The 25560-nt window shown below is 38.4% G+C and carries 18 protein-coding genes; 7 read left to right on the top strand and 11 right to left on the bottom strand.

Annotation, left to right across the window (positions count from 1 at the left end; genetic code table 11):
* Positions 1-160: 160 nt before the first annotated feature.
* Together GM418_RS01835 and GM418_RS01830 are read right to left on the bottom strand one after the other, a co-directional pair.
* Complete coding sequence (locus tag GM418_RS01835; protein WP_158862577.1) at positions 161-1711, bottom strand: Rne/Rng family ribonuclease; 1551 nt, start codon at positions 1709-1711, stop codon at positions 161-163.
* Between the two features lie 221 nt (positions 1712-1932).
* Positions 1933-2217 carry an HU family DNA-binding protein gene (locus GM418_RS01830; RefSeq protein WP_158862575.1) on the bottom strand — a complete coding sequence of 95 codons (285 nt, stop codon included), beginning with the start codon at positions 2215-2217 and terminating at the stop codon, positions 1933-1935.
* Positions 2218-2352: 135 nt separating this feature from the next.
* On the opposite strand from GM418_RS01830, the gene mutY reads away from it, so the two are divergent.
* The 7 genes from mutY to pgl all read left to right on the top strand — a co-directional run bounded on the left by mutY (position 2353) and on the right by pgl (position 8837).
* Entirely contained in the window at positions 2353-3420 is a 1068-nt protein-coding gene (mutY, locus tag GM418_RS01825; protein ID WP_158862573.1) for an A/G-specific adenine glycosylase, read from the top strand.
* A 61-nt stretch (positions 3421-3481) separates the two neighbouring features.
* On the top strand, positions 3482-3937 hold the full coding sequence (locus tag GM418_RS01820) for a single-stranded DNA-binding protein (protein WP_158862571.1): 456 nt from the start codon (positions 3482-3484) through the stop codon (positions 3935-3937).
* A gap of 17 nt (positions 3938-3954) precedes the next feature.
* Positions 3955-5286, top strand: coding sequence for a gliding motility-associated protein GldE (gldE, locus tag GM418_RS01815; RefSeq protein WP_246222806.1), 1332 nt, complete (start codon positions 3955-3957; stop codon positions 5284-5286).
* Positions 5287-5318: 32 nt separating this feature from the next.
* The gene (gldD, locus tag GM418_RS01810; RefSeq protein WP_158862569.1) at positions 5319-5909 is read left to right on the top strand and encodes a gliding motility lipoprotein GldD; all 591 of its coding nucleotides are present in this window, start codon (positions 5319-5321) and stop codon (positions 5907-5909) included.
* Positions 5909-6553, top strand: coding sequence for a 4'-phosphopantetheinyl transferase family protein (locus GM418_RS01805; RefSeq protein WP_158862567.1), 645 nt, complete (start codon positions 5909-5911; stop codon positions 6551-6553). Before gldD ends, GM418_RS01805 begins: the two co-directional genes overlap by 1 nt.
* 6 nt (positions 6554-6559) lie before the next feature.
* Complete coding sequence (gene zwf, locus GM418_RS01800; protein WP_158862565.1) at positions 6560-8062, top strand: glucose-6-phosphate dehydrogenase; 1503 nt, start codon at positions 6560-6562, stop codon at positions 8060-8062.
* Positions 8063-8105: 43 nt separating this feature from the next.
* Complete coding sequence (pgl, locus tag GM418_RS01795; protein ID WP_158862563.1) at positions 8106-8837, top strand: 6-phosphogluconolactonase; 732 nt, start codon at positions 8106-8108, stop codon at positions 8835-8837.
* 75 nt (positions 8838-8912) lie between these two features.
* On the opposite strand, the gene GM418_RS01790 is transcribed toward pgl, so the two are convergent.
* The 9 genes from GM418_RS01790 to GM418_RS01750 all read right to left on the bottom strand — a co-directional run bounded on the left by GM418_RS01790 (position 8913) and on the right by GM418_RS01750 (position 25547).
* Positions 8913-11978, bottom strand: coding sequence for an FAD-dependent oxidoreductase (locus tag GM418_RS01790; protein WP_158862561.1), 3066 nt, complete (start codon positions 11976-11978; stop codon positions 8913-8915).
* 47 nt (positions 11979-12025) lie between these two features.
* Positions 12026-13468: a carbon starvation CstA family protein gene (locus tag GM418_RS01785; protein WP_158862559.1), complete on the bottom strand. Its 1443-nt coding sequence runs from the start codon at positions 13466-13468 to the stop codon at positions 12026-12028.
* 20 nt (positions 13469-13488) lie between these two features.
* Entirely contained in the window at positions 13489-15132 is a 1644-nt protein-coding gene (locus GM418_RS01780) for an FAD-dependent oxidoreductase (RefSeq protein WP_158862557.1), read from the bottom strand.
* 44 nt (positions 15133-15176) lie between these two features.
* Positions 15177-16877, bottom strand: a complete 1701-nt coding sequence (locus GM418_RS01775) for an FAD-dependent oxidoreductase (protein WP_158862555.1) — start codon at positions 16875-16877, stop codon at positions 15177-15179.
* Positions 16878-16951: 74 nt separating this feature from the next.
* On the bottom strand, positions 16952-18652 hold the full coding sequence (locus tag GM418_RS01770) for an FAD-dependent oxidoreductase (RefSeq protein WP_158862553.1): 1701 nt from the start codon (positions 18650-18652) through the stop codon (positions 16952-16954).
* Positions 18653-18715: 63 nt separating this feature from the next.
* The gene (locus GM418_RS01765) at positions 18716-20413 is read right to left on the bottom strand and encodes a RagB/SusD family nutrient uptake outer membrane protein (RefSeq protein WP_158862551.1); all 1698 of its coding nucleotides are present in this window, start codon (positions 20411-20413) and stop codon (positions 18716-18718) included.
* Between the two features lie 12 nt (positions 20414-20425).
* The gene (locus GM418_RS01760) at positions 20426-23749 is read right to left on the bottom strand and encodes a SusC/RagA family TonB-linked outer membrane protein (protein ID WP_158862549.1); all 3324 of its coding nucleotides are present in this window, start codon (positions 23747-23749) and stop codon (positions 20426-20428) included.
* Between the two features lie 94 nt (positions 23750-23843).
* A complete protein-coding gene (locus GM418_RS01755) occupies positions 23844-24821 on the bottom strand; it encodes a FecR family protein (RefSeq protein WP_158862547.1) in 978 nt (325 codons plus the stop codon).
* Positions 24822-24953: 132 nt separating this feature from the next.
* A complete protein-coding gene (locus tag GM418_RS01750) occupies positions 24954-25547 on the bottom strand; it encodes an RNA polymerase sigma factor (protein WP_217447682.1) in 594 nt (197 codons plus the stop codon).
* Positions 25548-25560 lie beyond the last annotated feature (13 nt).

The following is a 25560-nucleotide window of genomic DNA, read 5'->3' as shown; positions in this document are numbered from 1 at the left end:
GTACAAATATAAATATGTTCATAAAACAAAAATGATTCCATTTGGTTTGTTGTGACAAAAGTTCCATTTACGGCAAAAAAATAATCAATTAATGTAACATTTTATGAATTTTAACAGAATTTAAAAAAAAGCCGCTCATTTTTAAATGAGCGGCTTTTTTTTAAAGAATTATTTCTTCCATATTTTCATCAAAAAAATGATATTCAAGATAAGAATAAGTACTGTTGGATTCTACATTGACCCATCGTATATACTTCAAAAACCATTGGTTTCGTATGCTTTTAAAACCTTTGGTTAAGTATGCCGCAATGTACGGATGTACTTTTAAATTCAGTTTTTTCTTATTCAAATCTTTCAGAACGTATTTTACTTTGCCATCCAGTTCGTCGGCAAATAAAATGGTGGGCACAATTTTACCGCTGCCTTTGCATGTAGGACAGTTTTCTGCTGTCTCTATATTTTCTTCCGGGCGTACACGTTGCCGGGTAATCTGCATGAGACAGAACTTACTTAGTGGTAAAATGTTGTGCTTGGTCCGATCTCCGGCCATAATCTCCTTCATGTGTTCATACACTTTCTGGCGATTAGAAGCCTGGTGCATGTCAATAAAATCAATGACAATAATACCTCCCATGTCTCGCAAACGAAGTTGTCTTGCAATTTCATTACAGGCGGCCAGGTTTACATCCAGTGCGTTGGTTTCCTGGTCGAGCCCAACTTTTGCACGGTTTCCACTGTTAACGTCAATTACATGAAATGCTTCGGTATGTTCAACGATTAAATAGGCACCATCTTTAAATGAAACTGTTTTCCCAAACGACGCTTTAATTTGTTTTTCAATTCCATAGTGTTCAAAAATGGGTTGACGTCCTTTGTAAAATTTTACAATTTTCTTTTTGTCAGGCTGAATGCTGCCTATGTAATCGCTAATTTCATTAGCAACCGATTGATCGTTAACAATAATACTGTTAAAGTTGGAGTGATAAATGTCGCGCAGAAGTGCCGTTGTCCTATCCATTTCCCCAATTATGAGTGACGGTGGCTGTGCACGACGAAGCTTGTTAAAAGTGGTTTCCCATTTGTCAACCAATCTACGTAATTCCTGGTCGAGTTCGGCAACTTTTTTACCTTCAGCAACGGTTCTGATAATTACCCCGTATTTTTTGGGTTTGATACTTTGAACCAGTTTTTTTAGCCGGTTTTTTTCTTCAGTAGTTTTAATTTTCTGAGAAACAGAAATTTTGTCGCTGAATGGCATTAGTACCAGGTAACGGCCTGCAATCGAGATTTCAGAGGTTAGTCTTGGCCCTTTGGTTGAAATGGGTTCTTTGGCTACCTGCACCAAAATTTTTTGTCCTACTTTAAGCAGGTTGTTTACTTTCCCTTCCTTGTCGATATCGGGTTCGGAATGAATTCGCGAAAGGGATGAAACTTTGTTTTTTCTTGAGGATGCAATGCGAACAAATTTGTTTAATGTTGCAAATTGCGGTCCCATGTCGAGGTAGTGCAGGAAGGCATCTTTTTCGTAACCAACATCAATAAAAGAAGCGTTCAGGCTAGGCATTATTTTTTTTACCTTCCCGAGATAGATATCACCCACTGCAAACTTTGCACCACTTCTTTCCCGTGTTAATTCAACAAGCTTTTTGTTTTCCTGTAGAGCAATGACAATTTCGGATGGAGTTACATCAATAATTAAATCGCTACTCACAACCTAAATTTTAATCTGTAAATTTTTATTAATAACAATACTATATTAACAGATTAAACCTAAGACAAAAATTGCCTTAGGTTTAATCAAAATATTTTTAATAAGTTAAGCTTATTAAAACCTTATTTCTTTTTTTTATGTCGGTTTTTACGCAATCTTTTTTTTCTTTTATGCGTAGCCATTTTATGTCTTTTTCTTTTTTTTCCGCTTGGCATAATAAACTATTTTACTTGATTTTTAACTTTTGCAACAAATGATTTTGCTGGTTTAAAAGAAGGAATATTATGCGCCGGGATAATTATCGTGGTGTTTTTTGAAATATTCCTTGCAGTTTTTTCTGCTCTTTTCTTAACAACATAACTACCAAATCCTCTTAGGTAAACATTTTTACCATCTACTAACGAATCTTTAACAGTTTCCATAAAGGCTTCCACTGTTTTTTGAACAGTTACCTTCTCAATTCCTGTGTTTTTTGAAATTTCATTTACAATATCTGCCTTTGTCATTTCTTAAAATATTTAATTTTCAATGTATTAATCGAAATAAACTGGTGTGCAAAAATATAAATAATTTAAGAACCGGAAAGCATTTCAAAAAAATTATTTTTGTTTTTCTTAAGATATTTAACGGGTTAGCAGAAAATGGAAGTATTTTTAGACATAATTTATAACTGGTTCAAAAGAAATAGCAGGGAGCTTCCCTGGAGACAAACAACTGATCCTTACTATATTTGGCTTTCGGAGATAATTCTGCAGCAGACGCGTGTTGCACAGGGAACAAAATATTATTTACGTTTTGTAGAACGGTTTCCTACTGTTAATGATTTGGCCAAAGCCACTGAAGATGAGGTGTTGAAAGAGTGGCAAGGCTTAGGCTATTATTCGCGCGCAAGAAATTTGCATTTTACGGCAAAACATATCCAACGCGAATTTAAGGGGAAATTTCCATCGGATTACAAAGGTATACTAAAATTAAAAGGGGTTGGGCCCTACACCGCAGCGGCGATCGCTTCAATCGCTTTTGATTTGCCACATGCGACGGTTGATGGTAATATATATAGAGTTCTTTCAAGATATTATGGAATCTCGGCTCCTGTCGACTCTGCAAGAGGGAGAAAAGAGATTGAACTAATTGCCGGTGAACTGGTACCCGACAGAAACGCGGGTTTTCATAATCAGGCTTTAATGGAATTTGGAGCCTTGCAATGTATTCCCAAAACACCCGACTGTAAAAATTGTGTTTTGTTGAGAACCTGTTTTGCTGCAAAAAATAAGAAAGTTCAGCAACTACCGGTAAAAACAAAGAAGATAAAACAACAAAAACGATATTTCTACTATTATTTTATCGAAAATGGTGAAACGGTTTTTGTTGAAAAAAGAGAAGGAAACGATATTTGGAAAAATTTATACCAGTTTCCGCTTTTTGAAACAACCGAACCACTTACAGAAGGTGAAATATTAAATAACAAAGAAAATGTTGGCTTTTTAACAGATTGTCATTACAATATAAAAAGGTTATCGGCTGAGAAAAAACACATTTTAAGCCATCAGGTAATTTTTGCCCGGTTGGTTTCGGTCGAAATTCCTGATAACAGATGCATAGACCCAAAATATATTCAGGTAAATAAAAAAGATATTTCTAAATTTGCTGTTCCGAGGTTAATCGAAGAATTTATTAAAGAATTGAATTTAAATGAAAAAAAAGATTGAATTACTATTATATTTTTATGTAATTCGTAATTTTAAATGTTAACCTATAAAAGTTAAAATTATGTCAGTAAACAAAGTTATTTTAGTAGGAAATGTTGGAAAAGATCCGGAAGTAAGACATCTTGATTCGGGAGTTGCCGTTGCAAATTTCCCATTGGCTACTTCAGAAACTTATTTAGCAAAAAACGGAGACAGGGTTACAACCACAGAATGGCACAATATTGTGCTTTGGCGCGGGCTTGCTGATGTGGCAGAAAAATACGTTACAAAAGGGCGGCAATTGTATATCGAGGGGAGAATCAGAACCCGATCATACGATGATAAGGATGGAAATAAGAGATATATAACTGAAATATATGGTGACGTAATGCAAATGCTTGGTAGTAGGAATGACAATCAGTCGTCAGATAACCAGTCGTCGCAGTACAATGAAAATCAAAATTCGTCGTCTTCCAAGGGGAATCAAAAAGAACCTGATTTTGAAGAATCGGAAGGCGATGATGATTTGCCATTTTAAACCTAAGATAAATTAGCTTGGAAACAGATTCATTGCTGACAGCATCGACGATTAACAATTGGGGGATTCAGTTTCATCCCGTTAGTTTAAGTTTTGTTGCAGCAATTGTAATAATTCTTTTGCTGTTATTAAGCTCTGCGCTTATCAGTGGTTCCGAAGTTGCTTATTTCTCTTTAAGTGCAGCTGACAAAAAGAAATTGTTACATAAAAAAAACAAGACCAATGCAGGGGTGCTCAAAAATTTGGAAAATCCTGAAAAGTTGCTTGCCACTATTTTGGTGGCCAATAATTTTGTTAATGTTGGAATAATTATTTTAACAACCTATGTTTCAAATAATCTTGTAACCATCGTTAATGCACCGGTAATAGAATTTATTCTTCAGGTAGTTGTAATTACATTTTTTCTGCTGTTGTTTGGCGAGATATTACCAAAGATATATGCCAATCATTACGCGCTGGGTTTTTCAAAATTTATGGCTATTCCCTTGTTAACGCTTGAAAAAGTGTTCCGGCCGGTAAATGCAATTTTACTGTATTCATCATCTGTTGTAAATAAACGCATGCAGAGACACCGGAAGAATATTTCAATGGATGAAATTTCTCAGGCTCTTGAACTGACTTCAGATCAGGAGCTTTCTGAAGAAAAGGAAATACTGGAAGGAATTGTAAAATTCGGGAATAAAAGTGTAGAAGAGATAATGAAGCCCCGTGTAGATGTGGTTTCACTTGACATTAAAGTCAGTTTTTCCGATGTTTTAAATGTGATAATTGAGTCGGGCTACTCGCGAATACCGGTTTATATCGATTCATTTGATAATATCAGTGGTATTTTATATACAAAAGATTTATTGCCTCATAGCCACAAAGGGAATACTTTCAGGTGGCAAACCCTGATTCGCCCTCCGTTTTATGTTCCTGAGACAAAAAAAATAAATTCGCTTCTTGAAGAGTTCCAAAAAACCAGAGTACATTTTGCTATCGTAATTGACGAATACGGAGGAACAGCAGGGATTGTTACTCTCGAAGATATCCTGGAAGAAATTGTGGGAGATATTACCGACGAATTTGACGACGAGGAAAGTTACTTCTCAAAACTTACAGATAATACCTATCTTTTTGACGGGAAAACACTTTTAATCGATTTTTACAAAACCATGGAATGCAGAGACAATGTATTTGATGATGTAAAAGGTGACGCAGATACTCTTGCCGGACTAATTCTTGAACTCAGAGGGGAAATTCCCGTAAAGAATGAAAAAATAGTCTGCAAGGATTTTAAATTTACCATTGATGCAGTTGATAATCGCAGGATCAAACAAATTAAGGTAGAATTGAATAAACAACCTTGATTTCCGTTATTCTCAAAAGCAAAATATACGCGATGAAAAAAAATTACTTGTGGTTTTTTATTTTTATTCTTTTTTTGGGGAGTTGCCGTCAAAAATATACCCCAAAACCACGGGGTTATTTTCGGATTGATTTTCCTGAAAAAAATTACCACTGGATAGAAAATAAATTTCCCTATCGTTTTGAAATACCCAATTATTCACAAATTCAACCCGACTCGCGAAATCCGGAAGAACCCAATTGGATAAATATTGAAGTGCCCGAAAACAAGGCAGAAGTACACATTTCATATTACACAATAAAAGGACAAGGAACAGAGAAAAGAATGCAACTGGCTGAATTTATGGAGGAATCGAGAGAATTGGCTTATAAACATTCTATAAAGGCAAATGCAATTAATGAGCGGGTTTTTGTAAATCCGGCAAACGATGTTTATGGGATTGTTTACGAAATTGAAGGAAATGCAGCTTCTCCGATGCAGTTTTTTTTAACCGACAGTACACGGCATTTTTTGCGAGGTGCACTTTATATTCGCGAAGTCCCGAATATAGATTCAATAAAACCGGTTATCGATTTTCTGGAACCCGATGTTGTACGTTTAATTGAAACAACCCACTGGGAATAATGGCTTTTGCAAAAAGAATAGAACAGACAGACGGAGTTGTCGGAATTTGGGAAATTACCGAAGAGCTGGATGTTTTATATCGTCAAATTCATTTTTCAGAAAAAGAAAGAAAAGAATTTGAAATGTTCTCTTCAATACGAAGAAAAAAGGAATTTATAGCCGTTCGTTTACTTTTGCAGAAGCTGTTGGGAAAAAAAGCAGAAATTCTTTATGAAGATTCAGGCCGGCCATTATTAAAAAATTCTACCACTAATCTCAGCATTTCGCACTCAGGGGATTTAGCCGTAGTTTTTCTTTCCAAAAAAAGAATTGGAATCGATGTTGAAGACTCAAAGAGAAAAATTGAAAATATTGCCCAACGTTTTTTGCATGAAAAGGAGAAAAGCTTTGTTAAAGATTGCGGTAACCCGCAAAAAGCGACAATTCTTTTATGGTGCGCCAAAGAAGCCATTTTTAAGTGTTCCGAAAAACAGGGAATCGATTTCAGGTCAGAGATTTTTATTCCCCCTTTTGCTCTTCTTAAAGAGAAAAAGTTCAAAGGAGAAAAGGTTCGCGAAAATGAAAATATCACATATCAACTTCAACATTTCGAATACAAAAACAATGTTATCGTTTTTTGTGTTGAAGATGTAATAAAATCATGAATACACATGAAAAAAGCAGAAAATCAGATTTTAATTATTTTTGGCGCTTCAGGCGATCTGACAAAGCGTAAATTATTACCGGCATTATTTCAACTTTATAAAGATAAATTACTTCCCGACAAATTTGTTGTTCTCGGGGCTTCCAGAACAGATCTTTCTGACGATGAATTCAGGGCAAAAGCTGATGAGTTTTTATCAAAAGAGGAAGGTGTGGAGGATTTTAAGAAAATGCTTTTTTACCAGCCAATTTCTCCGTCGGAAGAGAAAGATTATGGCAAACTTAAAGAAAGACTTACTGAGCTGGAGAAGCAGTATAAAATGGAGGCAAATTATATTTTTTATTTGTCGACTCCGCCTTCCTTGTACGACGTTATTCCCAAACATTTGGCGAGCGCCGGTTTAAGTAAATCTGAAAAATTCTTTAGAAGGCTGATTGTAGAGAAACCTTTTGGCAGTGATTTGAAATCGGCAAAAGAGTTGAATATTAGCTTGTTGAATTATTTTCAGGAAGAACAAATATACAGGATAGACCACTACCTTGGAAAAGAAACCGTACAGAATATGTTGGTTACGCGTTTCTCCAACGGAATTTTTGAGCCTTTATGGAATCAAAATTATATAGAACGTGTTGAAATTACTTCGGCCGAAAATCTTGGTGTTGAAGGTCGTGGAGGTTATTATGATCACTCGGGAGCTTTACGCGATATGTTACAAAATCATCTGCTTCAGTTGGTAGGTTTTGTTGCTATGGAACCTCCGGTTGTTGTAGAAGCTGATGCGATTAGAAATGAAATCCTGAAAGTATTTCAGTCTTTACGGCCAATTTCTGAAAGCCAGGTGTCGAAATATGTGATCCGTGGTCAGTATACCGATTCGGTAATAAAAGGCGAAAAGGTTCTGGGATATCGCGACGAGCCCGGAGTTGATCATCTCTCACGAACAGAAACATTTGTAGCGATTAAATTTTTTATAGATAACTGGCGGTGGGCCGGTGTTCCTTTTTTTATTCGTACCGGGAAAAAATTGCCAACCCGCGTTACAGAAATTGTTATTCATTTTAAAAGTGTGCCGCATCATTTGTTTAATCCTTCTCAGTCGCTGTCAGGAGGAAACAATCAGTTGATTATTCGTATTCAGCCAGATGAAGGGATTTTACTAAAATTTGGAATGAAAACTCCCGGAGCAGGTTTTGATGTGCAGACTGTAAATATGGATTTTCACTACTCTGATTTGGCGGATAAACATTTGTCTTCAGCATATGAACGGCTGCTGCTTGACTGTATGCAGGGAGATGCAACATTGTATGCGAGAGGCGATGCCGTTGAGGAGGCCTGGAAATTTGTTCAGCCGATTATTAATGCATGGGGAACCAATCCCGAGATACCGATATACGGTTATCCCGCAGGAACCTGGGGACCGGAGGATTCCGATAAATTGATTTCTCCCCGGGGTACCTGGAGGTATCCCTGTAAAAATCTGACGGACGATGGTTTATACTGTGAACTGTAGTTTTGTGAAATTTGTTTAACTTTATCAAAATAAACAAACTGCAATGACTACTATGCCTGAAGTAAAAATATTTTCCAAACCAAAGAAAGTATGTAAGGCTGTCGCCAGAGAGATTTTAAAGCTAACACAGGAATCTCATCAAAACAGATTTGATGTAGCCCTTTCGGGAGGAAGTACCCCTAAAAAATTATTCAAGATCCTGGCTGCGGAATTTTCTGAAGAGATTCCCTGGGAACGACTTCATTTTTGGTGGGGAGACGAAAGATGTGTGCCACCGGATAATGAAAACAGCAATTTTAAACTGGCCAACGATTTTTTGTTTTCTAAAATTCAAATCCCGGAGGAAAATCTTCATCGCGTAAAAGGTGAAAATAAACCCGAAGAGGAAGTTTTCCGGTATGCTGATGAAATTGAAGAAAGCCTGAATTACAGAGGAGATGCACCGGTATTTGACCTGGTAATTCTGGGATTGGGCGAAGATGGACATACCGCGTCAATTTTTCCGGACCAGATTGAATTGTTTGAAGATGAAAATATTTGTGCTGCCAGCCAGCATCCAATAACCGGGCAAAACAGAATTACACTCACCGGAAAAGTTTTGAACAACGCCAGTCGTGTATTTTTTCTTGTTACAGGTGCAAATAAGGCGCTACGAATTTCTGAAATAATGAACGACGACGAAGCAGCCAAGCTTCTTCCGGCTTATTATATTTCTCCGAAAAATGGCGAATTGATTTGGTACCTTGATGAGGAAGCAGCATCAAGAATTTCCTGAATAATATATGATACAAATCCCCGGCTAAAATATATATGGCCGGGGACTTGTATGTTTTGAATACCTTCTTGAGATCTACATTTCTATATCCGGATTTTTTTGTTTTGAGAATAACTGCAAAACTCCATTTGCATGACGGTAATAATGTCCGCGAAGATCGCGGGAATATTCATCCAGAATTTGGTTTCCAACGTCATTCATATCTCCACATTTAAATAAGGCTCGTCCCAAGATAAGTTCCCTGAGTGAATTATTTCTTGTACTTACATCATTTTTGTCGGGCGGGGCTATTTTTTTTGCGGTTTCAATATCCAGCATGGAATGCCCCCGAACTCCCGGCATTTGGAGCAGTTTGAAAAGAGGCTCAGCTCCTTCCTGATCAGCAATTGTCTCCAATGCAATTGCAACTGCCCTGAAATGAGAGAAGTGGCTTTCGGGTGTCAGCATCTCAGCTAATCTGGCAATGGAAGGAATAGCTTCAATTTTTTTGGTTCTACCCACTGCGATTATTAAACTGTCGAGATAACTTATACTTCTTCCGAACTGTCCCATTCCCCGGTAGTTCCATCCTTCATCCCAATCGTCGTAACTATCAATTGCTTTTATTAAATCCTGCCAGCCGGTCGGGTTTCCAAGCATCCCCAAAATACGTGCATAAACCAGTTTGTCGTTTTCATTTTGAGAAAAATGGTACTGGTCAGTCATTGCAACTATACCTTTTTCCTGATCCCATAAAATAATTTCAAGGCCTTTTAAATCGTTTACAACTGTTTTTGCAGCCTCTTGAATTTTGCTCATTGGCGGAGGATAATTGTCCACGTCTGTGACAACATGTTCGGGTAAACTTCCAACCTTAACCAATTCTTTCTGTAATTTTTTTAAATCGATATAGCGGATGTTTTGCTGATTTGAAGCTGCCATCGCTGCGGCCCAGCCAACGGCATATCCCTGGTTTTGTAAGCAGGGTTGCATCCGAATAACCGGCATTGCATCGCGGTGGGCGCTGGCCCCTAAACCTGTAACAGCGATTCCTTCCAATCCTTTTGGTAAAAGCGCTCTGAAAGGAACAAAGGCTGTAACATCAACACCACTATGTTCGGGCGGTTTTAGAGAGAAAAACGGATCTTCTGTAAATCCGTGTGTATCGAAGGAGCTAAAATGAACCGAAATGGTATCGGGATATGTTCGTCCGTTATACACATCCAGTACAGAAACAGTGAAGTCGCCGATCATCCTTCTTCGTTCACGGGTTTGCGGCATTTTACCGATATCGTATTGTTCGCTAAACTTATCTTTTGCAACAACAAACGACCGCCAGACATCAAGCATGTCGGTGTCGTTAATAAATGTCCAGTCGGTATTATTGTAAAAATCATTTGGATTTTTAAAAGGTAGTCCGGAGCCCTGAACAGCCACTGAGAGTCCGTCGGTATAACTGTAGTCTGCGCCTGCCGCAACAGCGATATCAGCACTTCCCGAAGAATCAATTACAGTGTTCGCTAATACAACACCTTTTCCTTCAGGAGTGGCAACCACCACACCTTTAACCTTGCCATTATCTACATAGGCACCAATCCCCATCACTCCAAACCAGATATCACCGCCGGCGTTTCGGATTTCTTTTCTGAAATATTCGGTCTTCCAGTCAAATACCCATTCTGCCAAAGAGCCTTTTTTTCTTGGATTATCAGGGCCCATATTTTTTACTCCGTTATCGACAATATTTGTGTACCCCTTGCGATAGCCATGATAATACCTGCCAATCATTCCCATTGTTCCAATTCCTCCAAGACCATGCATGTAATCGATGACAAGGGTTTTGGCCCCGTGTTTCGCAGCTCCGACACCGGCCGGAGCTCCTGCTGTTCCACCTCCCATTACCAGAACATCGTAAGTGCCAAGGACCGGTAGGATAGTATCCTGCGCTTCAACATCTCCTTTATTTAAAGAGGGCCGCAATCCTTCCAGTAATTCACCAACGTCTCCTTTTGAAATATTCGAACCGGCTTTACCCGGGATTTTTGGATTTTCTGCGGTTGCTAAAGTGCTCGCTATTACAGCAGCCTCGTTACCAATCCGTTCTCCGATTCTGATAAATTTACCGGGTTCCAAAAGTGCTTCAGATGCGTCTAAACTGAGATTTGCACTCCCGCTCAATACAAATACATTATCGATTTTTCGGGGTTGAAAAACTTTAATATTGATTTTATCCGAATCTACATCTGCATTATTCCAACGTTTTTGGCCAAGCAGTTTGTCTGGCGGATTTTGGAAAAGAAGATCTGCTGATTCAACCTGGTTTGCGTCCCAGGTTAAATCGCGAAAAACTTGTTCTGCCTCAGCAAAAGATGCCCAACTTCCGTCTTTCATTTCAACAGGGCAGGTATATTCGATTGCATTGTAACGAATGTCAGTTTCAGAAAAAGAACTGTCATTTGCACTTCCTTTTGAAGCCCAGCTGACACGAACAACATCTTTATATATTTTTGATTTCAAGCCGGGAATTTCTTCTTTTAAATCGTTCCCGACAACTGTAAATTTAAAATTTTGTTTTCCTGCAGGATAAACCCCAAATTTTGCTCCGGTCATTCGCGCAACCAGTGCACGTGGCGTTGCGTCGATAATAACTTTTGCGAGAATAGCCTGTCTCCCCGAGCGGTTGGCAATAACTACACCGGCAGGTTCACCGTTTTTTCCGGTAATTATATCCGTTGTATAACAAGAATATAAAAAATCGATATTGTTTTCAATGAGAACATTATCGAGTGTATGTTTTACATGAAGCTGAGTGGGAATCCCGCCGCCAAATATTTTATTTCCCAGTTCGGTTTTTGTAACACTTTGGTCTTTGGGCCACAACCGGAAAGTACCACAGACATCTTCTCCCAAATATGGTTCCTGTGCAGCCAGAAATACTCTCGCACCGGCTCTGGAAGCCTCAACCGCTGCTGCAACACCTGCGAGAGAGCCGCCTATTACTACCACGTCAACATCGTAGGCAACGGGGATTCGTCTTTTTGACTGGTGACAATAATTGTAACTTTCAGATTTTATATCAGTTGAATGGAATGCAAATGCGCTCCTGGTTAAAACAAACGCAGAACCTGCTGCGGTGGTTTTTATAAAGTTTCGTCGTTTCACAATAAATTGGTTTAAGTTGTTTACTAAATTTTTCCGTTTGGAGATTTTTAAGCCTGTACTGGTATCCTGTTGAAGTAGTTTCTTTTGTATACAAAAAATGCGACCAAGGAAATAACTGACAAAAGTGCACCGATTGGGTATGCAATTTCTTTTGAAAGAGAAAAACCTTCCGGAGCAAAAAGCAGATAAGTTGTTGTAACCGCGGTCATAAAAACTGCCGGAATCAGAGTGATCCAATAAAGTCTTTTTTGTTGAACAAGAAATACGGTTATGGTCCACAAAACAATCATTGCAAGTGTTTGGTTTGACCACGCAAAATACCGCCAGATAATACTAAAGTCGATTTGAGTTAAAATGAATCCAATGGCAAAAAGGGGAACACTCACCAAAAGCCTGTTTTTTACCGGCCCCTGATTGTATTTCATAAAATCGGCGACGATTAAACGTGCACTGCGGAAAGCTGTATCTCCCGATGTGATAGGCGCAGCAACTACGCCCAATAAAGCCAGAATACCACCAAACTTACCAAGGAGTGAGTTTGAAATATCATTTACTACTACCGCAGCATTGCCGCCGTTGGAAGCCATTGTTTCGTTCAATTCTCTTATTCCGCCAAAAAAGCTCATGCTAATTGCTGCCCATATTAAGGCGACAACACCTTCCGAGATCATCGCTCCATAAAATACCCGTCGTCCAAGTTTTTCATTTGTCAAACAACGCGCCATCAGTGGCGATTGTGTAGCATGAAATCCTGAAATAGCACCACATGCGATAGTTATAAATAACATGGGGAAAATGGGAAATTTATCGCTGTTATTGTGATAATTGTGAATGTTTGACAAGTTTAATTCCGGAATATGATATCCTTTTACAAAAAGCGCTATAATTAAACCAACAGCCATAAAAAGAAGCGACAAGCCAAATATGGGATAAACACGGCCAATAATTTTATCGATGGGAAGCATAGTTGCCAACAGATAATAAACAAAAACAATCCACACCCAGAAGGTCGCTGAGGCAAACCCCGGTGTTAAACCTGCCAGAATATTTGCAGGGCCCATAATAAAAACTGCACCAACAAGAATCATCAGTAGAACTGTGAAACCACGCATAAATTGTTTTGTGCCTGTTCCTAGGTAAATACCAACAATCTCGGTTATACTCAGACCATTATGTTTTATCGAGAGCATTCCTGAAAAGTAATCGTGAACAGCTCCGGCAAAAACAGAACCCAGAACGATCCACAGAAATGCTACCGGCCCCCACATGGCTCCGGCAACTGCACCAAAAATAGGACCCAGTCCGGCAATATTTAGAAATTGAATCAGAAATATTTTCCACCATTTCAACGGAACATAATCTACTCCGTCGTTCATGGTGAATGCAGGAGTTTTTCGGTTGCCGTCCACATCTGCGTATCTTTCCACAAATCGGGAATAGAAAAAATAGCCCAATATCAAAGTAACCAGTCCTGCAAAAAAAGTAATCATAGTACGAGGATTAAATATTCTTATTTCGCTAAAATTTGTTTTCGGGTTTCAAGTTCGGTTTTTAATTCTGAATAATCAACATCCTGTACCGGAATGTTTTTATCAATTGCCATACCTGCTGCAACGGCAGCTGATTGTCCGAGTATCATAAAAACGGGTTCCATTCTTATAGAACCAAAAGCAATATGGCTGCTCGATACACAAACAGGAACCAGAAGGTTGGTACATTCCTCTTTTTTGGGAATAAGTGAGCCGTAAGAAATAGAGTAGGGAGGGGCTCCTACACCGATATCTCCTTCGTTTTGTACATAGCCTTCGGGAGTTATATATCGTTGTACATTGTGCGAATCCATTGCATATGATCCCATTCCTACAGATCTCGGCACTTTGCGTTTGCTTAGTACATCGTTTTCTGTTGTTACATAATCGCCAATCATTCTGCGTGCTTCACGAACATAGATTTGATGAGGCCAGTTTCCATTGTCTGAAAATTCGTCTTTTGCCAGCCCCCAGGTAGCCATTTCTGTCCGAATATCTTCCGGTACCCGCGGATCGTTGGCGACAAACCAAAGCAATCCCATCTGATAATCAGTATGCTCCTGAATGATTTCTTTGCGGCGTTCGTAACTACCCTCGGGATAATCGTAATTCATTCCGATATTATCGCTGCTGAACGGGCCATGATTATTGGTATCAGTTTTCCAGTTGGGAATGGCATCAAATTTCTGAAACCAGTCTTTTCTACCTGTTTCAAACATCCGAACTAAAAGTTCATATTGTTCCGGATCGTAGCTGGCAGGTTTGGGGAATGACACGCGGTTTTCGTCGTGGTTGGTCATACACATGCGAAAACAGTAGGCCTGGATTTTGTCATCGCCGGCTCCATATTCGCCCGGAGCTTCGGTTGAAATTCTTGGAAGTACTCCACTGGAAGGGTCTCCGGGAACTTTGTATGGCGATATTTTTTCCCTAAACCAATGTTGGTGATGCAAAACTCCGGTTTGTACTCCGTTCCATTTTTCACTGTAGGTATCTATACTTTCTCTTCCAACATGATAACTTACTCCGGATGAAGCCATTAAATCTCCTTCGTAAGTAGCATCGATAAATATTTTTCCTTTGAATATTTTTCCTGAAAGTGTTTTAAAGGAAATGATTTTTCCATCTTCTATTTCGACGCCATTTTCCCGATCCAGCCATTCGTCGCGATAAATGGTGAGGTTGTTTTCCGCAACAAAATCTTCAAAGACCTGTTCGGCCACATGAGGCTCAAAAATCCACATGGTGCGGTTTTCACCATCCATGGCGATTGTGCCCTGGCCCTTATTTCCGTATTCCGAGTGTTTTTGCCATATCCATGCAGAGGAATCATTGTAATGCAGCCAAACCCTGTGGTAAAATTCGCGCGACAATCCACCGATGGTTGATTTGTCTCCTGTGTCAGTGTATCCTAAACCACCGGAAGTTAATCCACCTAAATGTTTATCGGGTGAAACTATAATTACCGATTTTCCCGACTGGGCTACTTCTACGGCGGCAATTACAGCTGATGAAGTGCCACCGTAAACGATAACATCGGCATTAAGAGAGTTTTCAGTCTCTTGCGGAGATTTACATCCAAAAACAAAAAAAGATAGCAGGGCAATTGTAATTATTTGCTTCATGAGATTCTATTTTGATTGGTTATTTTAAAGTAAATTATAATGTGCTAATTTTGATTTAATAAATTATTCAAATCTAAAACTTGTTTTTTACTTTTCAGCTTTTTTCTTAATTCAGAGTATGGCACATCCTGCACTGCACAATCTGATTCAATTGCAATTACCGCTGCAACTGCGGCTGATTGTCCGAGAATCATAAATACTGGTTCCATTCGAATAGATCCAAATGCGATGTGACTGCTGGAGACACAAACAGGAACCAATAGATTTTCACATTCTTCTTTTACGGGAATAATAGAACCATAGGATATTGAATACGGTGTTTTAATTTTTATACCAATATCACCCTCGTTTTGGACATATCCATCAGGTTTTATATATCGTTGAACATTATGTGAGTCCATTGAATATGAACCCATTCCAATTGGCCTGGGTACTTCGCGTTTACAAAGAACATCATTTTCAGTGGTTACATATTCGCCAATCATTCTGCGGGCTTCGCGAACGTATATCTGGTGGGGCCAGTTTCCGTTATCGGTAAATTCATCTTTTGCCAGTCCCCATTTTTGCATTTCTTTTTTCACTTCTTCCGGAACTCTGGGGTCGTTTGTAACAAACCAATAAAGCCCCATTTGATAGTCTTTGTGTTCTTTAATTATCTCCTTTCTTCGTTCGTAACTAGCTTCGGGATAATCATAATTCAACCCAATATTATCGCTACTTAATGGCCCCCTGTTATTGGTATCTGTTTTTCTGTTTGGAAGCATGTCGAATTTACCAACATAGCTATATATATCTGTCCAACCGGCTTCAAAAACCCTTAAAAGTAATTCGTAGTCTAGGGGATTATAATTCTCCGGTTTTTTAAAGCGGATACTATTTTCCGGAATGTCTGTCATACAAACCCGAAAACAGTAGGCTTGGATTTTATCATCTGCTTCTCCATATTCGCCCGGATGCTCTTCTGAAATCCTTGGAAGAAAGCCAGAAGCTGAATCTCCAGAAATTTTATAAGGGGATATTTCAGATTTAAAATAGTGCATGTGATGCAAAATTCCTGTCTGGACTCCATTCCAGTTCTCGTTGTAGGTGGCATTACTTTCTCTTCCAACGTGATAACTTACTTTTGCAGAAGCCATTAAGTCGCCTTCGTAAGTAGCATCAATAAAAACTTTTCCTTTAAAAGTTTTTCCTGAAAGTGTTTTAATTGAAATTATGTCAGAACCCGACTTTAAAACACCATTTTTCCTATTTAGCCATTCGTCACGGTAAATTTCAATTTTGTTTTCAGAAATATATTCCTCAAAAATATCCTCTGCCACATGCGGTTCAAAAGCCCATAATGTGCGTTTGTTGCCGTCAATGGCCGGATTTCCTTGCGCCCGATTCCCGAATTCACTTTTTTGCTGCCATTTCCATGATCCTGCATTGTCATAGTATTTCCAAACGTGGTGATAAAATTCGCGTGTGAGTCCTCCAATTGCTTCTTTCTTCCCTGCATCTGTCCAACCAAGGCCACCGGCAGTTAAACCTCCCAAATGCACATCTGGAGAAACCATAATTGCTGATTTGCCAGATTGTACTACTTCAACGGCGGCAATCACGGCTGCTGAGGTTCCTCCGTAAATAATAACATCGGCAGAATAGGAGTTTTGATCTGTGTTCTGACAACTTACTACGCTAATCGTAATAAGTATAAGTGTTACAATTGAATTTGTATAGCTATTTTTATTTGTCGCATTTGTCATTTAGTAGCATGTTGTTTATAAATTAGAGAAAAACTTTCAGTTATATAATTGAATTTATTCGACAATTGTACCAGTTATGGTATATGTTTTAATACCTGTTTATCTTTTAAGAGAAGGTTATTAAGCGTTAAGTAATTAATATTTTGCACTTCAACATTGTTGTCGATAGATAGAGAGGCGGCACTTGCAGCCGATTGTCCAAGCACCATAAAAACCGGCTCCATACGAATTGAACCGAATGCGATATGACTTGCGCTAACGCACACAGGAACCAACAAGTTTGAACATTCGCTTTTATGTGGAACAATGGATTTGTAACTGATTGGATAGGGAGGAAAACCATGCGCTTCTACATTTCCCTCATTTTGAACAAAGCCATTGGCATCAACATAACGTTTTACCTGGTGTGAATCCATACCGTAAGCTGCCATGCCAATCGGGTCGTCAACTGTTTCAATTCCTTCGCAATTTTTTTGGGTCATTACATAATCACTTATCATCCTTCTTGCTTCTCTTACATATAACTGCTGTTGCCATCCATCTTCTCTTTCATATTCGTCTTTACAGGTTCCCCATTTTGAAACTTCATCTCTTACTTTTTTGGGAATTCTGGGATGATAGGCTAGTGTCCACATCAGTCCCTGCTGATAGCTTCTGTGGCGCTCGATAATTTTTTCTCTTTCTTCGTAAGATGCTTCCGGGTAATCCCAGTTTTGACCAATAAAATCGGTTGAAAATCCTTTCTGGTTATTTGTGTCGGTTTTTCGGTTGGGCATTTTAGAATTGATCCATGGAACCAAGGGGTCGCCGTAAGGGTACATCTTTTCTATCGGGCCATCTGCAGCTTCATAATTGCGGAAAAGAAGTTCGTAATCCAGTTCGTTGTAATTTCCCGGCTTTTGAAAAGGAATGCGATTTTCCGGCGCATCGGTCAAAGTCATTCGAAAACAATAAGCCTGGATCCCTTTGTCTCCACTTCCATCAATGCCGGGGCCGCCTTTTACGATAAAAGGAAGCAGCCCGCTCGAAGGGTTTCCTTTAACAATATAGGGATCTACTCCATCAATAAAATTATGATGAACACTATTTTTTGAAACTGTACCACGAATTGTAATTCCAATATCATTGGCCTGGATACCGTTTAAAGTTTCGCCATATTGTTTATTTGGTTCCCGCCCAACAGTATAACTCACTCCGGTAACAGCCATTAAATCTCCTTCGTAAGTGGCATCAATAAAAACTTTTCCTTTATATGATTTTCCACTTTCCATCTCAATTTCAACAATTTTTGCACCTTCTTTTTTCACCCCGTTTTTTCTGTTGAGGCGTTCTTCATAAATCAGGTCAATGTTTTCCTTATTTATCATTTCCACATAGACTTTTAAAGCCGCTGAGGGTTCAAAAGTCCACATCGCATCTTCACCACTTTGGTTTCTAGCCTGACTATAGTCTTCTTTTTTTTGCCATTTCCAGTTTTCCTGTTTGTCGTAGAATTTTTTTATACTCTGATAGAATTCGCGTGAAATTCCGCCAATCACCTGCTTATTCCCTATGTCTGTTGCTCCAAGACCCCCGGTTGTCAATCCTCCTATTCGTCGTGTTGGTTCAATAAGTATAACCGACTTACCCATTCTTGATGCCTGAATAGCTGCTGATATACCAGCAGAAGTTCCTCCATAAATAACGATATCGTATTCATTCTGGCTATTTATTTTAGGAGTGTATAGGAAAAAAGAAAAGAGGAAAAGCAAAAGAATATTTTTTTGTGAAATCATAATTAGGTTTATAAAAAAAGGTTCTCCATAATTTCCGGAGAACCTTTAAGTAACTAAACTAGACTATTCTCCATATCCTGGATTTTGAACCATTTCCGGGTTCGTATCCATTTCGATATATGGAATTGGCCACAGGTAATCGCGATTTTTATCAAATGAACGTATTTCTACAATACGCATTTTGAAATCTGCAGATTCTCCCTGTTGGGCAATCGGGATATTATCGTAATACGATGTGCCGTATTCATCTACTATTGGTGCTATCGAAGGATAAGATTTTTTCATGCGTCCCAATACCGGAAGGTTCATTACATTTTCTGCAATGCCCCATCGTTTGATATCAAACAGGCGTAATCCTTCACATGATAATTCATATTTACGTTCTCTTCGTACTGCGTACTTTAATTCTTCAGCGTTGGTTGTTGTAAGAGGAGGCATTTCAACAGAAGGTCTTTGCCTGATTTTATTTATCGCATCCAGTACAGATTGGTCGATACTACCAGAAGATATTTTTGCTTCAGCATAATTTAATAAAACTTCAGCATAACGAATAACAATTGTATTCAATTCGCTATCGTTTACGGCATCTTTGTCTAAGTTATCGGCATATTTTCTCCACCCAATTCCGGTAAAAGTAGCATAAGCGTGTGTTGCTTCAAGATTGGCAATTCGCTTGGGCGGATTTTGATTATAATCCCAGCAGTATAAACTATCTCCATGTGTTTCATACTGAAATCCAAGAAAAATTGAACCTGAAAGCGAGAAGGTATAACCTAATCTTGGGTCTCTGTTTTCGTAGGGGTGCTGAGGATCAAACAGAGGAGATTCGTCAATTTGCAAACCATCAGTGCATTCCCATGAGTCTGCCGCCTGATAACTTGGTTTTTTGTTTGTATGACCTTTGGCATTTCTGGTGCCAAAAAATCTAAACATGGAATGCATGTGTTCTCCTTTTAAGAACTGAACCGATAAAATGATTTCTTTAGACTCCTGTCCGGCATACTGAAACAAATCCATATAGTTGGAACTTAGCTCATATTCTGTTCCTTCAAGAGCCATTACTTTTTGTGCAGAAGAGATCGCAGTATCCCATTTTTCGTTGTATAATGCAACCCGCGACATGATTGCCCATGCAGCCCCTTTTGTCGCGCGTCCTGCGAGCGGATCGTTTTCCTGGGGAAGGTCGTTTGCACATTCATCCAACTCAGTTAAAATAAAATCAACAACATCAGCTTTTGAACTCCGTGTGATATTCGCTTCCGATAAAGTTAGAGGTTGCGTTACCAATGGAACACCGCCAAATAATTCAGCTAAATAGTGATAATAAAAAGCCCTGAGAAACCGTACTTCAGCTTTGCTTTGGGCGTAAACATCGGTAGGTATATTATCTACACCCCGCTCCATATTTGCGAGAACATAATTACACTTAGCGATTCCTTTATAAAGATTTGTCCAAAGTGAGACTATGTCGCTATTTCTTGAATCCGCCGAGCCTCGTCCAATAGCCTGTAATGCTGAACCATTTCTATCCCAGCCAATATCAGATATCTGATCAAAAACCAGGTGAAAGGGCATACCCTGAACACTCGTCCACATCGCATTGTAACATCCGGTTACCGCCATCTCCAATTCTGTTTGATTGGACAGGAAAGTTGCATCCGAAGGATTATTTAAGGGATATTTTTCCAAATAATCCTCACAAGAGACAAACAGAAAAGTCAGTAAAATGAATATGATTGAATATTTTATTTTTGATTTCATAGATTTGATTTTTTAGAATTTAACATCTACCCCAATACTATATGTTTTGACCTGCGGATAATAGCCACCATTGCCAACCGGTGCTTCCACATCATATCCTTTCCAAAAATTGTCAAGAGTAAGTATGTTTTGTCCGCTGACATAAACCCGTAACTTTTGGGCTTTAATTTTTTTCAGTACGGTTGATGGGAAAGTATATCCTAACTGAATATTTTTTAGTCTCATATAAGCCGCATCTCTCATCCAAAAACTTGAAGTTTGTTCATTATTTGTTTCGTTGAAAGCAAACCGTGGAAATGTTGCATCTGTATTGTCCGGAGTCCAGCGATCTTTGTGTTGTTCCTGAACAGTACCTCCCATCAGGAATGGCATTATTCCCTGGTCACGGATCAAACCGTCAGCTTTGCCTACTCCCTGAATAAAAATACCGAGATCAAAATTCTTATACTGTCCGTTAAAAGTAAAGCCGAATGTGTATCTTGGAATTGTTTCCCCGATAATTTTATAATCGCTTGAGTTTATTATCGAATCGTTATTTTGATCGACATATTTTATGTCTCCGGGTGCAATTGTCCCGTACTGTGTAGCATGTTTATAGGTGCCGTCTTCGTTAAAGTCATCTTCGGTTATAAATCCATCCGCTTCGAGACCATAGATAGACCACATCGGGTAACCTTCATGGTTTACTGTTGTTCCGGTCTTATTTACTCCTTTTAAATCAAGAACTTTGTTTTTTACATCCGAAACGTTGATCCCAATTTCGTACTTGAATTCGTTATCCCAGTCTACATAATTGATCCCGAGATCCCAACCTCTGTTTTCTACTTTTCCTGCGTTTTGCTCGGGTGCATTCATTCCTATAATTCTGGGAATATCCAAAGCTAAAAGAATGTCGTCAGTAACTTTGTAATAATATTCGGCAACAACATTAATTTTTTCTAACAGCGTAATATCAAGTCCGACGTTCGAGGCAGTAGTTGTTTCCCAGGAGATTTCAGTATTTGCAAGATCGGTTATACCCGCACCACTGGCTACTTGTTTATCAAATACATACTTTAATCCAAGATTTACGTCGGAAGAAAACGGGTATGTTCCGATATCCTGATTTCCTAACTGCCCCCAAGAAGCCCTGATTTTAAGATTATTTACAACAGGTCTTAAAGACTCAAAAAAACTTTCTTCGGAAATTCTCCATCCGGCAGAAAAGGAAGGAAAGAATCCCCATTTTCTTCCCTGTACAAATCTTGACGAGCCATCTTGTCTGAAGTTCGCTTCGAAAAGATATTTTTCTTTAAAATTATAATTCAAGCGGCCAAAGAATGACTGTAATGCCCATTCACTAGCCCAACCATACGATTTTTGATTTTCTTCACCTCCTGAATTAAGTACAGGGTAATCGGGGAAAGGAAAACTTTCGCGATAGCCGGACAATCCGTCATTGCGGTAATCTTCCTGCTGATAACCAAGTAATAATTTTAAACCATGATTTCCGAATGTCTTATCAAATGTTGCTGTACTTCTTAAATTATTATGTAGATTTTTATTATGACTGGTAGTTAGTGTACTTTTCTGAGGTGCCTTATAACTCTCACTTCCGTCCCAACGGTAAGTTTGAATTGCTTTTACAAAATCTGAAACGTTCGATTGCCAGTAGTTTGGTGAATAAGATAAATCAGCGGTAAACCAATCAACCGGTTTATATTTTAATACCAGATTCATGGTAAAAGAAGGCGATTCTGATTTGTTAAGTCCTCCATCTTTTGTAAATGCCACCGGATTATCGCCATTCCAGCCTTCTCCCCAGGAACCATCAGACAATACAGCAGTTTGGTTGGCCGGTATACGTCCCGACCAATGAATAGCAGAACTTGTACCTCGTGAGGGTTCTGTTAAGAGTGCTTGTTTGATGTGTGCATCAATTTGTGCCGAAAAGCTGTTTGTTAGCTGCATGTCGGTATTTATTCGAAGCGTATATCTTTTAAAATCAGTGTTTGACATTATACCGCCCTGATCAAGATAACCAAGCGAGGCTAAAACTCTAACCTTTTCAGAGCCTCCGTTCATTGTTAAAAAGTGGCTTTGCATTAGGGCATTTTCTGTAAGTACTTGATCATACCAATCTGTGTCAGGATATTTATCCGGATTTGTTGCCATGTTGGCTCTGTACTCTTCGATGTATTCGTCAGAATAGAGAGGCGATTTACCCACATTTACATAAGCTTCGTTTGTTAATAGCATGTGGTCAATTGCTCCAACCATGTTGGGTATATCAGTCGGTCTCTGGGTACCAATGTATCCGTTATAAGAAACAGAAAGGACGTCTTTCTGGGCACGTTTTGTAGTTACCAAAATTACACCATTTGCTGCGCGTGAACCGTAAATGGATGCAGAAGCTGCATCTTTAAGAATTGATACGGATTCGATAAGTGTTGGATCGATATTGTTAATACCCATTTCTATCCCATCTACTAAAACAAGCGGAGCGCTGTTTCCTAAAGTAGTTTTTCCACGAATACTTATTGTTCCACCGTCCCGGCCGGGTTGTCCGTTTCTCTGAGTAACCACAACACCCGGGGCAACTCCCTGTAAAACCATCGACGTTTGAGCAACTTGCCTACGTGCAAGATCTTCGCCGGCAACTGAAGCAATGGCGCCGGTTAAATTCACTTTTTTCTGACTTCCGTACCCAACAACCACAACTTCCTCAACTCCCAACACATCTTCCTGCATTGTTATGTCGATTGTACTCCGGGAATTTACTTCAACTTCCTGTGTTAGTAATCCCACAAATGAGAAGATAAGAATATCGGATTCAGATTGAAGTGTTAGTGAATAATTTCCGTTAATGTCTGTTACTGCTCCTGCTGTAGTGCCTTTGATAATAACAGTTACACCGGGTAGCGGAAGTCCGTTAGAATCTGTTACTTTACCGGAAACCGATTGTTGTTGCCTGAATCTTATGTTTTCTGAAGAACCGACATTTGTTATTACAACATAACGGTCGATAATCTCATAGGCCACATCTTCAGGTAAAGTCTCTTTTAGAATACTTTCCAATGTGGCATTTTTCATGTCCACCTGGATTTTCTTATTTGGATTGAGTTGGGAATTGGAGAAAGCAAACCTAAATTCACTTTGTTCTTCAATTTTTTGGAATAATTCTCCAAATGTAATTTGTGAATACTTTAAGGTTAGTTTGGTACTTTGCGAATATACACTCGCGGAAACAAACATGTTTGAAATCAACAAAATAATTGTTGTGAGTTTCATAATTCGTAAAATTTTTCGAAACGGAAGAATTTCTCCCACCGTTAGGAACGGTTTTCTTTTTTTCATAAATTTGGAATGATTTTAATTAAAAAAATATGTTATTTTTTCGGGCATTGTCGGTGGTAACGACTTTGCCCGTTTTTATTGCTCTTATTTTATTTCATAAATTCCTTTTTTTGATTTTAATTTGTTTATTTTCAATTGAATAGTTGAATTCATTTACTTTCGACATTACTTTCAAAACATTCTCCAATGTTTCATATTTTTCAAATCTTACGGTTAATGTTTCTGTTTTAAATGATTCCTGATCATATAAAATCTTTATATCATACCATTTTTCAAGTTCGTTTATCACATCGTCAAATGGAGTTAACTGAAACACTAATTCTTTGTTTTTCCAACTTAGTTCGTAGTTTTCGTTAAAATTACCGATTGATACCAATGCGTTTTGCTTGTCAAAAATTAGTTGTTGACCAGGCGCTAATATTTTTCTGTTTTTATCGTCTGATATTTCTATTTCAACAGAACCTTCTAGTAATGATGATTTAATGACTTTAACCTCGGGGTATGCTGAAACGAGGAATTGGGTTCCCAATGCTGTAGTTGTGATATCTCCTGAAGTAACTTCAAAGGGTAGTCTTTTATTTTTTGTTACTTCAAAATAAGCTTCGCCTGTTAATTTGAGTTTTCGGGATTTTGCGCCAAAATCAGCAGGATAACTTAATTTTGTATCTACATTCAACCAGACTTTTGTACTATCAGGAAGAATAATATTTGTTACTTCACCTTTTTGTGTGTAGAGTGTTAAAAAATCGGACGGCTCTTGTTGTGAAAAATAGTAAAACAACGTTGCAGCAAGGAGTGGAATAAACAAAACAGCCGCTGCTTTTGAAATGGTTGTGAGCAACCTGGTTAGCCCTGATTTGAATTGCGACCTGTTTATCTCCTTTTTTATTTGTTCGAATTGTAAATTAACTGTTTCATCCTGAGATTCCTGCCAGTTCCTTTCCAGGTGCTGAATAATCTCACCGCGGTAATTGAGGTCATTAAGAAGTTTGTCAATTTGGCTAAACTCATCGTTATTTAACCGTTTACCGGAGATAAATTTGTTGATGAGTTTTTTTGTTGCGATATCCATTCTTAAAGTTTTGTTAACAATTTTATATACGTTTGAAAATACTTATTCCGTGAATTGAGTTTTAACTTTTTTTATTTTGTGTTTTCGTGCGGAGGTAAGTCACATAAAAAGAACTTGTTATGGGGGCGTGTTTTAGCGGTTGATAAAAAGAAGTATCAGGATGCTAAAATAGATATTCATTTCGCGACGTAAAAATGAAAGGGCTTGTCTCATTTGTGTGTCAACGGTGTTTTCCGATATGTTTAATTTTTTAGCAATTTCTTTATAAGTAAAACCTTCAAGTCGGTTTAGCTTAAAAATCAGCTGTCGCTTTTTGGGGAGTTTTTCTATTAAGTCAAAGATTTTTTGCTCAAGTTCAGAATACTCAATTTTGGCTAAAGTATCCAGTGAGTTATTTTGTCCTCCTTTTATATGAATGTATAAATTTTCGAGGTATTTCTGTTTGTTGAGTCGCTTACGCATTATGTCGATCACCAAATTCTTTGCGATGGAAAAAAGAAATGTTTCAAAATGATTGTTTGGATTTATAGATTGCCTGTTCTCCCAAAGTTTCACATAAACTTCCTGTAATACATTTTCGGGATCTTCATCAATTGGGACTACCTTTTTTAGAAAACCTTTCATTTTTCCTTTTGTGTGGTGAAAGATCGCCTCAAATGCTGATTTGTCTCCTGATATGAATTTACAAACTAATTGTTGCTCAATATATATATCCGAAGTTTTCAATATGTTTAGATTA

This window comes from Maribellus comscasis (genome assembly GCF_009762775.1).
Lineage (GTDB): Bacteria > Bacteroidota > Bacteroidia > Bacteroidales > Prolixibacteraceae > Draconibacterium > Draconibacterium comscasis.
The sequence above is the reverse complement of the archived record's forward strand: the minus strand, read 5'-3'. Positions and strand labels throughout refer to the sequence as shown.